Raw genomic sequence first — 18,388 nt, 5'->3', positions numbered from 1 at the left:
GTGGCGATCCCACACCGGGTCCGCATCGTCGAGGTCGGGCCGCGCGACGGCCTCCAGAACGAGGCCGCGACGGTTCCCACCGCGGCCAAGATCGAGCTGATCGACCGGCTCTCCGCCACCGGGCTGGAGACGATCGAGGCCACCAGCTTCGTCAGCCCGAAGTGGGTGCCGCAGCTGGCCGACGCCGCCGAGGTGTATGCCGGCATCCACCGTCGCCCGGGCGTCCGTTACCCGGTGCTGGTGCCCAACCTGCAGGGCTACGAGCGCGCGCGCGCCGCCGGCGCGGACGAGGTCGCGGTGTTCACCGCGGCCTCGGAGGCCTTCAACCGCCGCAACACCAACGCCGGCATCGACGAGTCGCTGGAGCGTTTCGCGCCGGTGCTCGAGCGCGCCGCCGCCGACGGCGTGCGCGTGCGCGGCTACGTGTCGACCGTGCTCGGCTGCCCGTACCAGGGCGAGGTCCCGCTCGCCGACGTCGTGCGCGTCGCGCGCGCGCTGCACGCGATGGGCTGCTACGAAATTTCGCTCGGCGACACCATCGGCGTCGGCACGCCCGGCAAGGCGCGGACGATGCTGCTGGCCGTGGCCGCGGACGTGCCGATGCCGGCGCTGGCCGTGCACTTCCACGATACGTACGGCCAGGCGCTGGCCAACGTGCTGGCCTGCCTCGAGGAAGGCGTGGCCGTGGTCGACGCCGCCGTCGCCGGCACCGGTGGCTGTCCCTACGCCAGGGGCGCCAGCGGCAACCTGGCCACCGAGGACCTGGTCTACATGCTGCACGGCCTGGGGGTGGAGACGGGGGTCGACCTCGGGATGCTGGCCGACACCGGCACCTGGCTCTCGGGCATTCTCGGCCGCGGGAGCGGCAGCAGGGTCGGAAGGGCGCTGGCCTCGCGGTGACCGGATCGCCGCCGCCGGATCCGCTGCTGCAGCCGCCCGACGGCGGCGAGGCTGCGCGGATCCTGGCGGGGCCCGGCGTCGCAGCGTTCGACCCTTCGCTTCCCGAAACCGCACGCGCCCTGCTGCACCGGGCCGCCGCCGCCGAGGCCCGCTGCCACGACCTGATGGAAGCGATCGACCGGGGCGTCGTCATCCAGTCCGCCGACGGCAGCCTGCTGCATGCCAACGGCGCGGCCCTGCGCATGTTCGACCCGTCCCACGGCGACCGCTTCCCGCGCGACGGCGACCTGACCAGCGACTGGGCCCTGCTGCGCGCCGACGGCACCGCCATGCCGCGGTCCGAATTCCCGGCCCTGCGTGCGCTTCGCGAGCAACGGCCGGTGGGCAGCACCCTGGTCGGCCTCTACCATCGCGCGCGCAGGCGCTTGCGCTGGCTGACGGTCACCGCCGTCCCGCACTTCGCCCCCGACGGCGACCATCCCGACCAGGTGCTGTCGATCTTCTCGGACGTCACCGAGCTCAAGCGCGACAGCGCGCTGTTCGACCGCGTGCAGTCCCTGGCCAGCATCGGCGGCTGGGAGTGGGACCGCGCGAGCGGCCATCTCCATCTCACCGACGAAGCGGCGCGCATCCTGGCCCAGGCGCGGCGGCCGGTCTCGATGGACGCCCTGCTCGCCTGCCTGCAGCCCGGGGACGGCCGACGCCTGCGGACGGCGCTCGACGCGGCCGGCGGCGGCACCGGCTTCGAACTCGATCTCCAGGGCGCGCGCGGCGACGGCGGTGCCTTCTGGGTGCGCGTGATCGGCGGCAGCGGGATCGGAGAGGCCCGCGACGCCCGCATCACCGGCACCCTGCAGGACATCACCGCCGCCAAGCGCGGCGAACAGAGCCAGCGCGTGCGGGCACGCAGCGATCCGCTCACGGGACTGCTCAATCGCGATGCGATGCTCGCGCACCTCGACGAGTGCCTGGCCCCGCCGCGGCGGCGGCAGGTCGCCGTGCTCTACATCGACCTCGACCGCTTCAAGCTGGTCAACGACGTGCTCGGCCATGCCGCGGGCGACAGCCTGCTCGCCGCGGCCGCCGGGCGGCTGTGCGCGGCGGTCGGCGACGAAGGCCTGATCGCGCGCTTCGGCGGCGACGAGTTCCTGGTGGCCTGCGACTGCGGCGACGACGCCGGGCGGCCGGAGCGGCTCGCGGACGCGATCCTGGAGGCGTTCGCGGTCGGCTTCGGCTTCGACCGGGACGAGTTCGCGGTCACCGCCAGCATCGGCATCGCGCGCGCGCCGCAGGACGGCGCCGAAACCCGCCTGCTGATCCAGCACGCCGACGCGGCGATGGACGAAAGCAAGCGGCGCACGCGCAACGGCCGGCTCGCCTACACGCCCGCGCTGGAGCAGTCGCAGAGCGACCGCCTGCAGTTCGAGACCCAGCTGCGCCATGCCGCCGACAACGGCGAGTTCACCCTCGTCTACCAGCCGCAGGTGGACCTGGCCACCGGCCGCACCGTGGGCGCCGAGGCGCTGATCCGCTGGCGCAACCAGCGCCTGGGGGAGATGCGCCCCGACCATTTCATCGCCCAGGCCGAGGGCACCGGCGACATCGTGCGCATCGGCGACTGGGTGCTGGGCGAGGCCTGCCGGCAGGCCGCGGCCTGGCGCGACGCGGGCCTGGGCGTGGTGCGCATGGCGGTGAACGTCTCCTACCGCCAGCTGCTGGCCAGCGACCTGACCGCCGCCGTGCGCCGGCTGCTGCATGCCTTCGACCTGCCCGGCGAAGCGCTGGAGCTGGAATTCACCGAGCGCGTGCTGATCGAGGACGCGCCGGAGACGCTGCGCAACTTCGAGACGCTGCGCGGGCTCGGGGTCAGCCTCGCGATCGACGACTTCGGCGAGGGCTACAGCGCGCTCAACTACCTGCGGCGGCTTCCGATCCAGGGCCTGAAGCTGAGCCAGATGTTCGTCGACGGCGTGCCCGGCAACCCGTCCGACGTCGCGGTCTGCCGGGCCGTGGCCGGCATCGCGCACAGCCTTGGGCTGGGGCTGGTGGCCGAAGGCATCGAGACCGAGGCGCACCGGCGCTTCCTGCTGGAGCTGGGAGTGCGGGTGGGCCAGGGCTTCCTGTTCGCCCCCGGCCTGGCGCCGGCGGACTTCGCCCATCGCCTGCGAGGCGCGGGACAGGGAAACCGGTAAAATACCGGGCTTTCCGCACTCCCTCGGGAACGCCATGCAAGCAGATTCGATCCGCGCCGTCGTCACCGGCGGCGTCTCCGGCCTCGGCTTCGCCGTCGCCAGCCGCATCGTCGCCGACGGCGGCCGCGTCGCGCTGTTCGACGTCAACGACGACAAGGGCGCGGCGGCGGTCGCGGCGCTCGGCGACGCGAACGCGCGCTACTTCGCCACCGACGTCACCAGCGAGGACGCCGTGGTGGCCAACGTCGCGGCGGCGAAGGACTTCCTCGGCGGCCTCAACATGGTGGTCAACTGCGCCGGGATCCTCGGTGCCGGCCGCGTGCTCGGCCGCGAGGCGCCGATGCCGCTGAAGACGTTCTCCACCACGGTGATGGTGAACCTGGTGGGCAGCTTCAACGTCGCCAAGGCCGGCGCCGCGCTGATGCAGCACAACGAGGCGGGCGAGGACGGCGAGCGCGGCGTGATCGTCAACACCGCATCGGTCGCGGCCTACGAGGGCCAGATCGGACAGGCGGCGTATTCCGCCTCCAAGGGCGGCGTGGTCGGCATGACCCTGCCGATGGCGCGCGAGCTCGCGCGCTTCGGAATCCGCGTCAACACCATCGCCCCGGGGATCTTCTGGACGCCGATGGTCGACGGCATGCCGGAGGACGTGCAGCAGTCGCTGTCGGCCTCGATCCCCTTCCCGTCGCGCCTGGGCCGGCCGGAGGAATTCGCCGACCTGGTCACGTACATCGCCGGCAACCGCTACATCAACGGCGAGACCATCCGCCTGGACGGCGCCGTGCGCCTGGCCCCCCGCTGAGGAACACCCGATGAAGGCTTACGACGTCAAGAAGGGCAACGTGGTCGAGCACAACGGCACCGTCTACCAGGTGCGCGACATCGAGCGCAGCTCGCCGCAGGGCCGCGGCGGCAACGTGCGCTTCCGCTTCACCATGTACAGCGTGCCCGGCGGCAACAAGACCGACGCCTCGTTCGACGCCGACGACGAGCTGAAGGAGGTCGAGCTGCTGCGCCGCCAGGCCAGCTTCTCCTACAGGGACGGCGATGCCTTCGTGTTCATGGACGACGAGGACTACACGCCGTACACCCTGGACGCCGACGTGGTGGGCGAGGCCGCCGGCTACATCACCGACGGCCTGGCCGGCTGCTTCGTCCAGATCATCGACGACGCGCCGGTGGCTGTGCAGCTGCCGCAGACCGTCGTGCTGGAAGTGGTCGAGACCCCGCCGGAGCTGAAGGGCGGCACCGCGACCAAGCGTCCGAAGCCTGCGCGCCTGTCGACCGGCATCGAGATCCAGGTGCCCGAGTACATCGCCAACGGCGAGCGGGTGCTGGTCAACACCACCAGCGGCGAGTTCTCGGGCCGGGCCGACTGACGGCGCGCCGGCCGCTCACCGCGGAGCGGCGGCGGAACGCGTCTGGAAGATGATGCGGTCGCGATAGGGCGTCCCCAGCGGGGTGGCCACGAAACCCAGCGCCTCGATCCGCCCGCGTATCTCCGGCCATCGCGACTGCTTGCAGATCCAGATCGCCCCCGCCTGGTCGGCGGCCTCCGCCAGCTCGGTGGCGAGGTCCTCATCGTTGACCGGATTGAAGCGCGCACCGACCCCGTCCGGAGCCGGATCCAGGCCGATCTTCTCGATCTCGGCATCGAGGTGCAGGCGCAGTCCGTAGCGCGTCATGTCCTCGACGAAGATCACTTCGCGCACCGGCACCGCGGTGCGCTCCCGGATCGCGACCGCCCACTGCGACGCGTCCTTGTGCGTGGGCCAGGCACTCGCGGCCAGCTTGAGCGCCAGCAGCACGACGACCCAGGCGGCCCGCCACGGCCACCGCGGCAACGGCCGTCGTTCCCTGCGGCGTTGTACCGCGACCAGCAGCGCCAGGGGCACGAACAGCGGAAGCAGGTACGACGGCAGCCGCGACCTGGCCAGGCAGAACACCAGCAGCGGCAGCAGCACCCAGAGCGCCAGGAACAGCGCGGCCGCGTCCGCCTGCCGGCCTTCGGCGCTGCGCCAGCGTCGCAGATCGCGCGGCAGTGCGCGCAGCCAGCGCCACAGCGCGGGCGACCACGGCATCGTCCCCAGCACCAGGGTGGGCAGATAGACCGCCAGCCATCCGTACCACTGCCCGTTGTGGCCGAACTTGTCCGTGGCCACGCGGTGCACCACCTCGTCGCCGATGAAATATTCCAGCAGGCCCGGGTTGTCCGCGACGACCGCGACATACCAGGGCAACGCCAGCAGGCAGAACAGCAGCAGTCCCGGCACCACGAACCGGGCGCGCCGACGCCACACCAGCCAGTCGGCCGCCAGCAGCACGGGCAAGGGCAACAGCCCCGGTGGCCCCTTGGTCAGGAATGCCAGGGCGAACCCCACCCACATCAGGGCGTCCCAGACCCCCGCATGCCGGCCCGACAGCCGCGCCTCGAGGCAGGCCCAGACCGCCAGCGTCTCGAAGGCCGCCAGCAGGAAGTCGGTCGTGACCAGCTGCGACATCCCGAACGGGAACAGCATGGTGGCGTAGGCGAGCGCAGCCGTGCGCTCGCCGCCCGGCACCAGCCGCCGGGCGATGCGCCAGGCCAGCCAGATGCACGCCAGGTAGGACAGCGTCGCCGGGAGCCGCACCGCGGCGGCGGTCTTGCCGAACAGGCCGACGCTCGCGGCGATCACCCAGTAGGTCAGCGGCGGCTTCGTCCAGTGGCCGACGTCGCTGCTGCGCTTCGGATTGAGCCAGTCCCCGCTGTCGAGCATGTTGAGCGCGACATTGCTGTAACGCCCCTCGTCGGGATCCCACAGGCCGCGGCTGCCGAGGAACGCGAACGCCAGCACGAGGCAGAGCAGCGCCAGCCCCCATGCGCTGCGATCGCGAATGTCTCGGCTGGAAGGGCTCATGCGGCCGCCTGCGCGCGTTGAGCCCGGCATCATCGCCGCGGCGACATCAGAGAACTGTCGCGGCCCCCGCGCTCCTGGAACGCAGCCCTCCCCGCGCCTCGTGGAGCTCACGCAGGTGGGCGCCCAGGGCGGCCACGTTGGCTTCCGCCTGCTCCAGCGAATCACGTGTCGCCCGCGGCAGCCGGTCGCGGGCCGCGGCCTGCAGGCGCCGGTGGAGCGCGCGCGTGCGCGCCGCGTGCTCGCCGGCACCGGCGCGGGCCTGGCCGCGCTCGTCAGCCAGCGGCAGGCCATAACCGGGCAGCGGCAGCAGGGACGAGGGGCTTGCGAAAGCCGCGCCATCGCGCCGGGCTTCGGCGAACATCGGCAGCAGCGGATCGCCGGGGCGGAACAGCAGGCGTTTGAGCATGTCGCGAGCGCGCTGTTCCTCGCGCCGCAGGGCCGCCTCCTCGAGCAGGAGCAGGGCCGCGGATGCGCGCAGGTCGCCGCGCCGGAGCCAGGGCGCGCGCTGCGCGGGTGGCAGTCGCAGCCAGTCCTCGACATCGCCATAGGCCAGACCGAGGTCCGCACGCGCGGTCTCGTACAGCGCCTGGTAGTGCGCGCTCCAGGGTTCGAAGCGGAAGCCCAGCCGGAGCGCCTCGCCGGGATCGGCGGGCAGGGCGGCGGCGTCCACGAGACCGGCGCGGCGCAGGCGGCGCAAAAGACCCCGGGGCGTGATGCTGTCGAGCCTGGCCGCCGCGGCGCGCGGAAGGCCGTCATGCAGCAGCTTCCAGGTTTCCACCGCGCAGTTGTTGTCGATGAAGCGATAGCGGCCGTCGTAGCTCCAGTGCACGCGCGCCGCGCGCTCCAGCAGCGCGCCGATCTCATCGGGCGAAAGCCGCAGCGGGATCGACTCCAGCGGACGCATCTCCACGCGCGTGTACTCGTCGACCACCTGCTGCAGCGGCAGCACGAACAGCCGCGAGGGGTAGCCACCGGCAAGCCCGCGCCAGTTCGAGAGCTGCAGGTCGTCGACGAAGGCCCGGAACGAGAGTACGCGGTGGTGGTCGAGGTCGAGCCGGCAGTCGGGTCCGGGGCTGCGGCCCGGGGCGCAGACCACCAGGCGCAGCATGCCGTGGCCCCAGCGGCTCATCACCGCGTCGCCCTCGCCCGCCAGCAGATAGTCCACGCCGGCGACGCGTGCGGGATCGAGCTCCAGCAGTGGCGCCGCGGCGGCGTCCGACAGCGCACCCGCGTCCACGAACGGCAGCGCACTCCCGCATGCCGGCGCCCCGGGCGCTTGGCCGAAGTGCTCCGCGAACCATGCGTGCAGCGCAGGCCTGCGGCAGGCGTAGTCGGGATCGAGCAGGTAATGCTCCAGGTTCACGGCCACGAACTCCGCGGGCGAATGCAGCTCGTAGACGTCCGGACTGCGCGAGGCGAAGGCATTGCGGCCCGAGCGCCCGGGCCACAGCGGTCGCACCTGCCATCCCGCCAGGTCGAGCAGCCGCGGATCCCGCGAAAGCCCATGCGTCCGGTCCCGGGCATGGGCCAGTTCATGCACCAGCGCGGCCACCGCCTCGTCCGAGGGCCACGCGGCAGCACGGTCCAGCAAGGTCCGCGACAGCCCGATCCGCCCGCCCCGGATCCGCCCATGCACCCCGGACGGCAGATCGTCCCGCCAGCCCAGCCGCAGCACGGTCTCCTCCTCTCGCCAGCGCGGTGGCAACCGCCACAGCACCGCATCCACGAGTTCCCGCGCGGCCCTCTCGTCTCCGGCGGACAGGCCCTGCTCCAGTTCGATCCGCAGCCCCGCCTGTGCGGCGGGCAGGAATCCCGCCAGCAGCAGCCACGAAACCGCCCAGGCAAAGAGCCGCCGCCTCACCACGCAGCGTACCGGGAGCGCCGCCCCCGCCATGCCCAGGCAGTTGTTCAACGCGCGAGGATCGCCCGCGCCAGCTCCATGTCGCTCGCCGAGCGCGCCTGTGCCGAATCCTCCCGCAGCGCCCGCAGCGCCGCCTCCAGCCGGGCACCGCGGATCCGTCCGTCGCTGGCCACGAAGCCCGCGGCATCCTCACGCGCCTGCAGCACCACCTTGTCGTTGCCCGAGGTCGAGCCCGATGTCGCCCCGCTGGAGGCCGATCCCGCCCCGGCGCTGGTGCCGGCGAAACTCGAGGCATGGACGGCAACCGCCGGGGCCATGGCGAGCACGAACGCGAAGACGACTGCGAGACGGATCATGCGCGGTTACCGTTCCGGGGGATCGAAGAGCTTGCCCGGGTTGAGGATACCCGCCGGATCGAGCGCCGCGCGCAGCGCGCGCATGATCCCGATCTCCGCTGCGCTGCGCGTACAGCCAAGGTATGGCTTCTTGACCAGGCCGATCCCGTGCTCCGCGGAGATCGTGCCGCCGTGGCGCTCGACCAGTCCGGCCAGGTGCGCCGTCACCTCGGCGCAGCGCGCCACGAACGCCTCCTGCCCCAGCTCCGTCGGCTTCAGCACGTTGATGTGCAGGTTGCCGTCGCCGATGTGGCCGAACCAGGCCACCTCGAACTCCGGGTACTCCGCCGCCAGCAGCGCCTGTGCCTCGGCGAGGAAGGCCGGCATCGCCGACACCCGCACCGCGACGTCGTTCTTGTACGGCAGGTGCGGCGCCAGCGCCTCGGTGATGCCTTCGCGCAGGCGCCACAGCTGCGCCGCCTGCGCCTGCGACTGCGCGACCACGCCGTCCTCGACCCAGCCCTGCTCCGCGCAGTGGCCGAAGGCCTCCAGCAGGCGCTCGTCGTCCGGACCCTCGGCGGCGGCATCCAGCACCACGTAGTAGGGGTATTCGCGTTCGAACGGCGCCTGCGCGCCGTGCGCGACGACGTGGCGCAGGCAGGTGCCGGTGAAGAACTCGAAGGCCTCCAGCGCCAGCCGCCCGCGCAGCGCCTGGAACACCTGCATCAGCACCTCGAACGAGGGCAGCGCCAGCAGCAGGGTCGCCACCGGCGGCGGCGGAGGCGCGAGCTTCAGCGTGGCCTCGACCACGACGCCCAGCGTGCCTTCCGAGGCGATCGCCAGGTGGCGCAGGTCGTAGCCGCTGGAGTTCTTGACCAGGCCGCGGTTGAGGTCGAGCAGCTCGCCGGACGCGGTGACCAGCTTCAGTCCGGCCACCCACTCGCGGGTGTTGCCGTAGCGCAGCACGCGGATGCCGCCGGCGTTGGTGGCGATGTTGCCGCCGATGGTGCAGGACCCGCGCGAGGCGAAGTCGACCGGATACTGCAGGCCGTGCTGGCGCGCCGCCTCCTGCACCGTCTCCAGGGGGGCGCCGGCCTCGACGGTCAGCGTGCGGTCGACCGGATCGAAGGCCAGCACCCGGCGCATGCGCTCGAGGCTCAGCACCAGCTCGCCGTTCGCGGCCACCGCGCCGCCCGAGAGGCCCGTGCGTCCGCCGGAGGGCACCACCGCCACGCCTTCGGCGCTGGCCCAGCGCAGCACCGCCTGGACCTCGTCCACGGTCGCGGGCAGGGCGACGGCCAGCGGCGCCGGCGTCCAGCGCCGGGTCCAGTCGCGGCCGTAGTGCAGCAGCTCGTCGGGCGCCGTGGCCAGGCGCAGGCCGGGCGCGGCCGCGCGCAGGGACTCGAGTCTGGGATCGCTCATCTCGGCCTCGCCGTGGGGGTGCCTGCAGCCTGCCAGCGCGGCGCGCGAGCGTCCAGCGCTGCGGTGCAACATCGCGGCGTCGCTGGCACACTGGCGGCGACCCCTGCCCCGTGCCGACGCCATGAAGCCGACCTCCTACCCCCGCAAGGACATCCGCGTGCTGCTGCTGGAGGGCCTCAGCCCGAGCGCGGTGGCCGTCTTCCGGGAAGCCGGCTACACCGACATCGAGACCCACGCCGGCTCCCTGTCCGAAGACCGGCTGCGCGAACGCATCCGCGAGGCGCACATCGTCGGCATCCGCTCGCGGACCCAGCTGACCGCGGAGGTGCTGGCGGAGGCCCGACGGCTGATGGCCATCGGCTGCTTCTGCATCGGCACCAACCAGGTCGACCTCGAGGCCGCCGCGCGCGCCGGCGTGCCGGTGTTCAACGCGCCCTACTCCAACACCCGCAGCGTGGCCGAGCTGGTGCTGGCCGAGATCATCCTGCTGATGCGCGGCGTGCCCGCGCGCCACGCCGCCTGCCTGCGCGGCGGCTGGCTGAAGTCCGCCACCGGCAGCCATGAGGTACGCGGCAAGACGCTCGGCATCGTCGGCTACGGCCACATCGGCACCCAGGTCGGACTGCTGGCCGAGGGACTGGGCATGCGCGTGCTGTTCCACGACATCGAGAGCAAGCTGTCGCTGGGCAACGCCCGCGCCGCCGCCGGCCTCGACGACCTGCTCGCGCGCGCCGACGTGGTCACCCTGCACGTGCCCGAGACCCCGGCCACGCGGATGATGATCGGCGCCACCGAGCTGGGGGCGATGAAGCCCGGCGCGAAGCTCATCAATGCCTCGCGCGGCACGGTGGTCGACATCGACGCACTGGCCGCGGCGCTGGAGAGCGGCCACGTCGGCGGTGCCGCCATCGACGTGTTCCCGGTCGAGCCCAAGGGCAACGACGAGGCCTTCGAGTCGCCGCTGACCCGCTTCGACAACGTGATCCTGACCCCGCACGTGGGCGGCAGCACGCTCGAGGCCCAGGACAACATCGGCCTCGAGGTCGCGGCCAAGCTGGTGCGCTACAGCGACAACGGCAGCACGCTGTCCGCGGTCAACTTCCCCGAGGTCACGCTGCCGGGCCACGAGGGCAGCCAGCGCATCCTGCACATCCACCGCAACGTGCCGGGCGTGCTGTCGCGCATCAACGAGGTGTTCTCGCAGGCCGGACTCAACATCGACGGCCAGTACCTGCGCACCGACGCCAACGTCGGCTACGTGGTCATCGACGTCGGCGCCACGCCCGGACAGGCGCAGGCGCTGCGCGCCGAACTGGCCGAGGTGCCGGGCACCCTGCGCACGCGCATCCTCTACTAGCGGGCGAGCCATTTGCGGGCCATGCGCCGCAGCGAGGGATCCATGGCCTCGTCGGCGGCGATGGCTTCGACGTCCAGCCAGGCGAGATCGTGCGACTCCTCGCCGACCACGAAGGCTTCGCTCGCGCCGGCGCGCACCACGTAGCGGACGTCGTGGTGCCAGTGACCGGGCACGCCCTTGCGCTCCGGGATCCAGTGGCGGTCGAGGTCGAAGATCCCGCCCTCCACGCGCAGGTCCGGCAGGCCGCTTTCTTCGGTCGCTTCGGTCAGCGCCACGCGCGCCAGGTCGTTGTCGCCGTCGGCATGGCCGCCGGGCTGCAGCCAGCGATCGAGCTTGCGATGGTGGGTCAGCAGCGCGCGCCGCCCGTCGGCGCTGACCAGCCAGGACGAGGCGGTGAAGTGCCCCTCCAGGCGGTCACGCACGAAGCCGTGCGCACCCTCGCGCAGGAGTTCGACGAACAGCTCCGCCTCCGCGCGCTCGCCGGGACAGGCTTCGGCATGGGCGAGGAATGCGGCCCGGAGGGCTGCGAACTGTTCGTGCGTCATGCTGCGTGGCCGATGGCGAAGTGGAAGTCGGAGCATTATCGCGCTCTCCACGCTGCACTGCGGCTTGTGTCCATGGCCCTGCCTTTGGCAAGGTACGGCGGCCGTGGCGCCAAGCGCCATCCATCGCGGCACGGCCAGGGGAGGCAGTGCCGCGGAAACCACCAGTTCGGGGAGAAGTCGCGGATGCTGCAAACGCTGATGAGGGTCAAGCCGGTCGAGCCGGCGCCACACGTCGATGCCGGTGAGCCGGTCGAAGGCAGCCTGCAGGGCGAAGCCACCCTCAAGCGCACGCTGACCGCACGCCATCTCGTGCTGCTGGGCGTGGGCGCGGTGATCGGCGCGGGCATCTTCGTGCTCACCGGCCAGGCGGCGGCCAACCATGCCGGCCCCGCGATCATGCTCAGCTTCGTGCTCGCCGGCCTGGCCTGCGCCTTCGCCGGCCTGTGCTACGCCGAGTTCGCGGCGATGATGCCGGTGTCCGGCAGTGCCTATTCGTACTCGTACGCGACCCTGGGCGAGTATGTCGCCTGGTTCATCGGCTGGTGCCTGGTGCTCGAGTACCTGTTCGCATCGAGCACCGTGGCGGTGGGCTGGTCGGGCTACCTGGTCAGCTTCCTCACGACGACGCTGGGGCTGCCATTCCCCGCGGAGCTGGCATCGGCGCCCATCACCTGGGACGGCGCCGCATTCGTCAGGACCGAAGGCATCATCAACCTGCCGGCGATCCTGATCGTGGCCGCGGTCAGCGGCCTGTGCTACGTCGGCATCACCCAGTCGGCCTTCGTCAACGGCATCATCGTGGCGATCAAGGTGGTGGTGATCGCCGCCTTCCTCGGCTTCGCCGCGCAGTACATCGATCCGGCCAACTTCACCCCGTTCATCCCGGAGAACGAGGGTCCCGGCCGCTTCGGCATGGAGGGCGTGTTCCGCGCCGCGACCATCGTGTTCTTCGCCTACATCGGCTTCGACGCGGTCTCGACCGCGGCCGGCGAGGCCAAGAACCCGCAGCGCGACATGCCCATCGGCATCCTCGGTTCCCTGGTGGTGTGCACCGTGGTGTACATCGCGGTCTGCGCGGTGCTGGTCGGCATCGCGCCCTACACCGAACTCGGCACCGCCAAACCGGTGGCCACGGCACTCGAGCTGCTCATGCGCGACAACCCGGCCGCCAACCTCGGCTGGCTCAAGACCGCGGTCGAGATCGGCGCCATCGCCGGCCTGTCCTCGGTCATCCTGGTGATGCTGATGGCGCAGCCGCGCATCTTCTATTCGATGTCGCGCGACGGCCTGCTGCCGAAGCTGTTCGGCCGCGTGCACCCGAAGCACCAGACCCCGCACGTGGGCACGATCATCGTCGGCGTGGTGGCCTGCCTGCTGGCCGGCTTCATGCCGCTGAACGTGCTGGGCGAGCTGGTGTCGATGGGCACGCTGATCGCGTTCGCCACCGTATGCCTGGGCGTCTTCGTGCTGCGCTACACCCGGCCCGACCTCCAGCGCCCGTTCCGGGTGCCGGCGTTCTGGCTGGTCTGCCCGCTGGGCCTGGTCGCCTGCCTGTTCCTGTTCCTGCAGTCGTTCATGGAGCACTGGCTGATCTTCGTGCTGTGGACGCTGGTCGGACAGGTGATCTACTTCGGCTACGGCTACCGCAACAGCAAGCTCAACAAGGCGCGCTGACGCCGATCCGGGGGCCACACGATGTCCACGACCACCGCCGTCAAGAAGATCGGCCCGGTGCTGGCGACCTTCATGGTCGCCAACAACATGATCGGCTCGGGCTTCTTCCTGCTGCCCGCCACGCTGGCCAGGTCCGGCACGGTGACCGCGCTGTCCTGGCTGATCGGCACCCTGCTGGCGGTCGCGCTGGGCGCGGCGTTCGCGCGCATCGCCCGCCAGCACCCCGACCTGACCTCGCCCGACGACTACGTGCGACCGGCGCTGGGCCGCGACATGGGCTTCCTGGCGTCGACGCTGTACTGGCTGTCCTCGTGGATCGGCAACAACGCCATCGCGGTCGCGGCCTTCGGCTACCTGATCATCCTGCTGCCGATCGAGGACACGCTGGGCGTGCGCCTGGCGGGGCAGGTGTTGCTGATCTGGGCGATGTTCGGGCTCAACCTGCTCGGCCCGCGGAGCATCGCTCGCTTCCAGTCGTTCTGCGTGGTCTTCGGCCTGCTGCCGGTGGCGGCGATCCTCATCGCCGGCTGGGCGCACTTCAACCCGGAACTGTTCGGCGCCGGCTGGAACGTCAGCGGACAGTCCGACCCGGCGGTCGCGTTCGGCTCGCTGGCGGTGGTGTTCTGGGCCTTCATCGGCCTGGAGACCGGGGCCATGGTGGCCGGCGTGGTGCGCGACCCGGACCGCAACGTGCCGATCGCGACGATCGGCGGGATCGTGCTGGCCGGCGTGGTCTACCTGACTTCGTCGGTGCTGATGATGGGCATCGTCCCGGTGCAGGAGCTGGCGGGGTCGAGCGCGCCCTTCGCCCTGGTCGCGGGGCGGATGTTCGGCGAGTGGGCGATCCCGGTGATCGCCGCGGCCGCGGCACTGAAGGCCACCGGCACCCTGGGCGGCTGGATGCTGGTCACCGGCGAGTCGGGCGCGCGCGCCGCGCAGCGCGGGTTCCTGCCGGCGGTGTTCGGGCGCGTGCGCCGCAACGGCGCCGCGTCGACCGGCCTGCTCCTGGTGGTCGTGGCCATGACCCTGATCGCGCTGACCACGCTTTCGGACTCGGTGTCCTCGCAGTTCGAGGTCATCATCAACATGGCCGTGACCCTGGTGGTGATGGCCTACGTGGCCGCGGGGCTGAGCCTGCTGCTGGGCACCGCCGCGCGCCCGGCGACCACCTCCGACCGCCTGCTGGGAATGGGCGCCCTGGTGGCCTGCGGCCTGCTGGTCTGGTCCACACCGATCGACACCCTGATCGGCGCCGTCGTCATCGCGCTCCTCGCGCTGGCCGCCTACCGCGGCTTCGGTCGCCGCAAGCCGGTGGCGGCGTGACCGGGGACCGGGAAGAGCGTTGCCACGGATCGACGCGGATTCACGCGGATCTGCACGGATAAAGCGGAGAGGGTTCGGCTGCGCTTTTTTCCATGGCGTCGCTCCATCCGTGGCGGCCCGTCGTGCAGGGCTTTGGCGGTAGAATCCGGGCATGAGCGAGACAGTGCCTTATGACGTGCACCGCCTGCGGGAGCTGAGCGGGGAGATCATCGTCAACGTGCGCGAGCTGGCGGCGCGCGGGTGGACCCCGGCGACCAGCAGCAATTTCTCGCACCGGCTGGACGACCGCCACGCCGCGATCACCGTTTCCGGCCGCGACAAGGGCAAGCTGCGCGAGGCCGATATCATGGTCGTGGACTTCGACGGCCACGCCGTCGGCAGCGACCATCGGCCCTCGGCGGAGACGCTGCTGCACACGCAGCTGTACCGGCGCTTCGCCGACGTGGGCTGCGTGCTGCACACGCATTCGCGGGCACAGACGCTGGCCTCGCGCCTGTTCGCCGGCAGCGGCCACGTGCGCCTGGAGGGCTACGAGCTGCTCAAGGCCTTCCGCGGCAACGACACCCACGAGGCGGCGATCGAGGTCCCTGTGCTGCCGAACTCCCAGGACATGCCGACCCTGGCCGCGCAGGTCGACGCCCTGCTCGACGCCGGTCCGATGTGGGGCTACCTGATCGACGGTCACGGCCTCTACGCCTGGGGGCGCGACATGGCCGAGGCCCGCCGGCACCTGGAGGCCTTCGAGTTCCTGCTCGACTGCGAGCTGGAGCTGCGGCGCCTGACCCGGGGCCACTGACACCGATGTACCTGGAGATCCGCCCATGAGCCGCCTGCGCATCTTCGCCGACGACGCGCCCGACACCGTCCTCCTCGACACCCGCGACGGCGACGCCATCGCGGCCGAGCTGGGGAAGATCGGCGTCACCTTCGAGCGCTGGCAGGCCGGCCGTCCGGTCGCCGCCGGCGCGTCGCAGGACGAGGTGCTGGCCGCCTATGCCGACGATATCGCGCGCATCAGCGCCGAGCGTGGCTTCACCACCGTCGACGTGGTCAGCATCGCGCCGGATCATCCGAAGCGCGAGGAGATGCGCAGGACCTTCCTCGACGAGCACTTCCACAAGGAGGACGAGGTCCGCTTCTTCGTCGCGGGCTCCGGCCTGTTCACCCTGCACGTGGATGATCGCGTCTACGAGGTCGAGTGCGTCAGGGACGACCTGATCGCCGTACCCGACGGCACCACGCACTGGTTCGACATGGGCCCGGAGCCGGAGTTCGTCGCGATCCGCTTCTTCCAGCAGCCCGACGGATGGGTCGGCCATTTCACCGGCACCGACATCGCCCGGCGCTTCCCGCGTTACGAAAAGCCGGCGCGCTGAAGCATAGGAAAATCCATATGCAGACGACCATCCTCACCGACATCGAAGGCACCGCCGGGAGCATTTCGTTCGTGCGCGACGTGCTCTTCCCGTACGCCCGCCGCGAGCTGCCGCGCTTCGTGCGGGAGCACGGCAGCGAGCCGGACGTGCGGCGCTGGCTGGACCAGGTCGCCACCGGGCACGGCGCGATGTGCGACGACGCGATGATCGTCGAGACCCTCCAGGGCTGGATCGACGAGGACCGCAAGGACACCGCGCTCAAGGCCCTGCAGGGAATGATGTGGACCGAGGGCTACGCGCGCGCGGATTTCACCGCGCACGTGTATCCCGACGCGGTCGACGGGCTGCGCCGCTGGCATGCGGCCGGGCATCCGCTGGCGGTGTACTCCTCCGGGTCGGTGCCGGCGCAGAAGATGTTCTTTGGCCACTCGGACGCGGGCGACCTGCTGCCGCTGTTCGATGCCTTCTTCGACACCGAGGTCGGCGGCAAGCGCGAGGCGGCGAGCTACGCGCGCATCGCCGTCGAGCTGGGCCGCGCCCCGGATTCGATCCTGTTCCTGTCCGACGTGGTCGCCGAGCTGGACGCCGCGCGCGAGGCCGGCCTGCGCACGGTGCTGGTCGACCGGCTGGAGGACTATCCGCAGCCGCGGACCGGCGACGCTTGCAACGGCCATCCACGGGTGGAGAGCTTCGACGCGATCTCGCCCTGAGGGGCCCCGTCCAGCCCGTCACCCAGCGGCTGCAGCCGCGACCGGACGGACTGCCGTTGACGCATCACGGCCGATCCTGCGGGGCGTCCTGGAGGCGGTAGCGGGTGGAGCCACGCTGCTCGCCGTGCCAGCGGTCGAAGGCCCGCACGTCCACGAGGTGTTCGCCCGGCTCGAGATCGGTGGGCAGTACGCCGCGCCACAGGTGCGCCGAGGGCTCGGCCTCCGGCGAGCGGTCGTAGCCGCGAAGCGCGGCGGCTTCGTCGTCGCGCGCGTTCTCCGCCGTGAGCCAGGGGTCCGCGCGCTCGATGCGCGCCATCGGCCGCCAATCGCCGCCGCCGACGCGGTATTCCACCCGGGTGTCGGCCTCGCCCATGTAGACGTTGGCGTAGACCGCCCAGGCGGGATAGGCGCCGCGGCGCAGCACGCGGGGGGCATGCAGGTGCATGGCGCGGGTGCGCGCGGGATCGTCCGGCGGCAGGCGCGCCGGGTGCCAGGACAGGCGATAGCCGCCGTCGGCGTCGATCTCCAGCAGGGCGTGGCCGTTGGGCGTGCCATCGGCCATGGTGGCGTCGGGGATGCCTTCGGCGTCGGGCGCGCCGGACCAGAACGCGCCGCTGGCGGCGCCGACGTTGAACTCGTGCAGGGGCGCCGCACCGTGCCAGCCTTCGGCGGCGCCGTGGCGATGGTGGCGCTGGGTGTGGCGGTGGCCGCTGAGCACGAGCGCCTTCGGGAAATCGCGCAGCAGGGCGAACAGGCGCTCGCGGTCCGCGGCGCGGAAGGTCGGGGCGCGCCCGGGCGCCGCGGTGTCGAACAGCGGGATGTGCACGCCGACCACCAGCAGGCGGTCCTTCGGCACGGTGGGCAGCCAGGCTTCGAGGAAGGCGAACTGGTCCTCGCGCAGCCCACCGACATAGGCCGGGCGCTGGCCGGGGAGCAGCACGACGTCGTCCAGCAGCAGGAAGGTGGCGGCGCCCTCCTCCCAGGCGAAGGTGTCGGGGCCATAGCTGGCGCGGAAGGCGGACAGCGAGGCCCCGTCGGCCGCGGCGCCGGGGTCGACGTCGTGGTTGCCGGGCACATGCAGCCACGGCAGGCCCAGGCGCGTGGTGACGGCGTTGATCTCCGGATACAGCCCGACCACGTCGTCGACGATGTCGCCGAGGCTGATGCCGAGATCCGCGCCCATGCCTCCGGCCGCATGGAGCGGCGCGACGATGTCGCGTGCGTAGTAGTCGACGTCCAGCGGCGACTTGACCTGCGGATCGGCGAACACCAGCACGGATCGCGCCGCGTCGCGATCCGGGTCGTCCCGGCGCAGCGCGAAGTCGCCGACCCGGGGTTCGGGTCCCGTCCGCTGTGCATGCCAGGCGGCGGGCAGGCCGTCCGCGCGCGTCGGCAGTCGCCAGCCGGCGGGCTTGACCACGAACACCGGCGCGTCGGGTCGCGCCTGGAGGCGGTAGCGTCCCTCCCCATCCGTCAGCGCCAGCGTCCGTCCATCGGAGACGCGGACGCCAGGAACGCCGGGCTCCCCTGGCGCCTGGACGCCGTCGCCATCGCGGTCGTCGAACACCCGCCCCTGCCATTCGGCGGCAGGGGCCGCGGCGGACGCGGCCAGCAGGAGCAGCAGGGCCAAGGGGCGGACACGCGTCATCTGGGGTCCCGGGGTCGCGGAGTGGGTGCATTATGCCGGCGCCCGCTGCGAGCCATGGGATGCGCGCACGGCCCTGCGACAGGCATATGATGGCTCCGCGAAGGCCGTGGATGACCGCCATGGACGCGTCGGAGAGGACGTCCTG

The 18,388-nt window shown here is 71.8% G+C and carries 16 protein-coding genes; 10 read left to right on the top strand and 6 right to left on the bottom strand.

The genetic code is table 11. The features are described from left to right. Positions 1–6 precede the first annotated feature (6 nt). The 4 genes from FPZ22_RS12065 to yeiP are packed head-to-tail and all read left to right on the top strand — an operon-like array spanning position 7 to position 4,474. Complete coding sequence (locus FPZ22_RS12065) at positions 7–900, top strand: hydroxymethylglutaryl-CoA lyase (protein WP_144894172.1); 894 nt, start codon at positions 7–9, stop codon at positions 898–900. Further along, positions 897–3,092, top strand: a complete 2,196-nt coding sequence (locus FPZ22_RS12060) for a putative bifunctional diguanylate cyclase/phosphodiesterase (RefSeq protein ID WP_144893291.1) — start codon at positions 897–899, stop codon at positions 3,090–3,092. Before FPZ22_RS12065 ends, FPZ22_RS12060 begins: the two co-directional genes overlap by 4 nt. A 34-nt stretch (positions 3,093–3,126) precedes the next feature. Further along, positions 3,127–3,897, top strand: a complete 771-nt coding sequence (locus FPZ22_RS12055) for an SDR family NAD(P)-dependent oxidoreductase (RefSeq protein ID WP_144893289.1) — start codon at positions 3,127–3,129, stop codon at positions 3,895–3,897. Positions 3,898–3,907: 10 nt separating this feature from the next. Next, positions 3,908–4,474 carry an elongation factor P-like protein YeiP gene (gene yeiP, locus FPZ22_RS12050; protein WP_144893287.1) on the top strand — a complete coding sequence of 189 codons (567 nt, stop codon included), beginning with the start codon at positions 3,908–3,910 and terminating at the stop codon, positions 4,472–4,474. Between the two features lie 15 nt (positions 4,475–4,489). Here the strand turns inward: yeiP and FPZ22_RS12045 are convergent, their stop codons facing one another. The 4 genes from FPZ22_RS12045 to FPZ22_RS12030 are packed head-to-tail and all read right to left on the bottom strand — an operon-like array spanning position 4,490 to position 9,610. Then, entirely contained in the window at positions 4,490–5,992 is a 1,503-nt protein-coding gene (locus tag FPZ22_RS12045; protein ID WP_144893285.1) for an ArnT family glycosyltransferase, read from the bottom strand. Positions 5,993–6,038: 46 nt separating this feature from the next. Then, the gene (locus tag FPZ22_RS12040) at positions 6,039–7,886 is read right to left on the bottom strand and encodes a DUF7844 domain-containing protein (RefSeq protein ID WP_144894170.1); all 1,848 of its coding nucleotides are present in this window, start codon (positions 7,884–7,886) and stop codon (positions 6,039–6,041) included. Between the two features lie 14 nt (positions 7,887–7,900). After that, positions 7,901–8,209: a DUF2388 domain-containing protein gene (locus FPZ22_RS12035; protein WP_144893283.1), complete on the bottom strand. Its 309-nt coding sequence runs from the start codon at positions 8,207–8,209 to the stop codon at positions 7,901–7,903. A 6-nt stretch (positions 8,210–8,215) separates the two neighbouring features. Next, positions 8,216–9,610 (bottom strand): FAD-binding oxidoreductase, encoded by a 1,395-nt coding sequence (locus tag FPZ22_RS12030; protein ID WP_144893281.1) that lies wholly within the window; start codon positions 9,608–9,610, stop codon positions 8,216–8,218. A gap of 121 nt (positions 9,611–9,731) precedes the next feature. On the opposite strand from FPZ22_RS12030, the gene serA reads away from it, so the two are divergent. Then, positions 9,732–10,967 (top strand): phosphoglycerate dehydrogenase, encoded by a 1,236-nt coding sequence (gene serA / locus FPZ22_RS12025; protein ID WP_144893279.1) that lies wholly within the window; start codon positions 9,732–9,734, stop codon positions 10,965–10,967. Here the strand turns inward: serA and FPZ22_RS12020 are convergent. Further along, entirely contained in the window at positions 10,964–11,512 is a 549-nt protein-coding gene (locus FPZ22_RS12020) for an NUDIX hydrolase (RefSeq protein WP_144893277.1), read from the bottom strand. The two genes, serA and FPZ22_RS12020, sit on opposite strands and share 4 nt — an antisense overlap. A gap of 183 nt (positions 11,513–11,695) precedes the next feature. On the opposite strand from FPZ22_RS12020, the gene FPZ22_RS12015 reads away from it, so the two are divergent. From FPZ22_RS12015 to mtnC, 5 genes are all read left to right on the top strand, one after another. Beyond that, on the top strand, positions 11,696–13,186 hold the full coding sequence (locus tag FPZ22_RS12015) for an amino acid permease (RefSeq protein WP_144893275.1): 1,491 nt from the start codon (positions 11,696–11,698) through the stop codon (positions 13,184–13,186). 21 nt (positions 13,187–13,207) lie between these two features. Further along, a complete protein-coding gene (locus tag FPZ22_RS12010; protein WP_144893273.1) occupies positions 13,208–14,509 on the top strand; it encodes an amino acid permease in 1,302 nt (433 codons plus the stop codon). Between the two features lie 151 nt (positions 14,510–14,660). Next, positions 14,661–15,305 carry a methylthioribulose 1-phosphate dehydratase gene (locus FPZ22_RS12005; protein WP_144893271.1) on the top strand — a complete coding sequence of 215 codons (645 nt, stop codon included), beginning with the start codon at positions 14,661–14,663 and terminating at the stop codon, positions 15,303–15,305. Between the two features lie 25 nt (positions 15,306–15,330). Further along, positions 15,331–15,885 carry a 1,2-dihydroxy-3-keto-5-methylthiopentene dioxygenase gene (locus tag FPZ22_RS12000; RefSeq protein ID WP_144893269.1) on the top strand — a complete coding sequence of 185 codons (555 nt, stop codon included), beginning with the start codon at positions 15,331–15,333 and terminating at the stop codon, positions 15,883–15,885. A 17-nt stretch (positions 15,886–15,902) separates the two neighbouring features. After that, positions 15,903–16,595 (top strand): acireductone synthase, encoded by a 693-nt coding sequence (mtnC, locus tag FPZ22_RS11995; protein ID WP_144893267.1) that lies wholly within the window; start codon positions 15,903–15,905, stop codon positions 16,593–16,595. A gap of 64 nt (positions 16,596–16,659) precedes the next feature. Here mtnC and FPZ22_RS11990 read toward each other — a convergent pair whose 3' ends face one another. Then, positions 16,660–18,243, bottom strand: coding sequence for a calcineurin-like phosphoesterase C-terminal domain-containing protein (locus FPZ22_RS11990; RefSeq protein ID WP_144893265.1), 1,584 nt, complete (start codon positions 18,241–18,243; stop codon positions 16,660–16,662). Positions 18,244–18,388 lie beyond the last annotated feature (145 nt).

It is taken from the genome of Luteimonas granuli (genome assembly GCF_007795095.1).
Lineage (GTDB): Bacteria > Pseudomonadota > Gammaproteobacteria > Xanthomonadales > Xanthomonadaceae > Luteimonas > Luteimonas granuli.
The sequence above is the reverse complement of the archived record's forward strand: the minus strand, read 5'-3'. Positions and strand labels throughout refer to the sequence as shown.

Coding starts and splice junctions, on each gene's coding strand:
- FPZ22_RS12055 (WP_144893289.1), top strand. CDS start 3,127: ATGCAAGCAGATTCGATCCGCGCCGTCGTCACCGGCGGCGTCTCCGGC.
- yeiP (WP_144893287.1), top strand. CDS start 3,908: ATGAAGGCTTACGACGTCAAGAAGGGCAACGTGGTCGAGCACAACGGC.
- FPZ22_RS12045 (WP_144893285.1), bottom strand. CDS start 5,992: ATGAGCCCTTCCAGCCGAGACATTCGCGATCGCAGCGCATGGGGGCTG.
- FPZ22_RS12040 (WP_144894170.1), bottom strand. CDS start 7,886: ATGGCGGGGGCGGCGCTCCCGGTACGCTGCGTGGTGAGGCGGCGGCTC.
- FPZ22_RS12035 (WP_144893283.1), bottom strand. CDS start 8,209: ATGATCCGTCTCGCAGTCGTCTTCGCGTTCGTGCTCGCCATGGCCCCG.
- FPZ22_RS12030 (WP_144893281.1), bottom strand. CDS start 9,610: ATGAGCGATCCCAGACTCGAGTCCCTGCGCGCGGCCGCGCCCGGCCTG.
- serA (WP_144893279.1), top strand. CDS start 9,732: ATGAAGCCGACCTCCTACCCCCGCAAGGACATCCGCGTGCTGCTGCTG.
- FPZ22_RS12020 (WP_144893277.1), bottom strand. CDS start 11,512: ATGACGCACGAACAGTTCGCAGCCCTCCGGGCCGCATTCCTCGCCCAT.
- FPZ22_RS12015 (WP_144893275.1), top strand. CDS start 11,696: ATGCTGCAAACGCTGATGAGGGTCAAGCCGGTCGAGCCGGCGCCACAC.
- FPZ22_RS12010 (WP_144893273.1), top strand. CDS start 13,208: ATGTCCACGACCACCGCCGTCAAGAAGATCGGCCCGGTGCTGGCGACC.
- FPZ22_RS12005 (WP_144893271.1), top strand. CDS start 14,661: ATGAGCGAGACAGTGCCTTATGACGTGCACCGCCTGCGGGAGCTGAGC.
- FPZ22_RS12000 (WP_144893269.1), top strand. CDS start 15,331: ATGAGCCGCCTGCGCATCTTCGCCGACGACGCGCCCGACACCGTCCTC.
- mtnC (WP_144893267.1), top strand. CDS start 15,903: ATGCAGACGACCATCCTCACCGACATCGAAGGCACCGCCGGGAGCATT.
- FPZ22_RS11990 (WP_144893265.1), bottom strand. CDS start 18,243: ATGACGCGTGTCCGCCCCTTGGCCCTGCTGCTCCTGCTGGCCGCGTCC.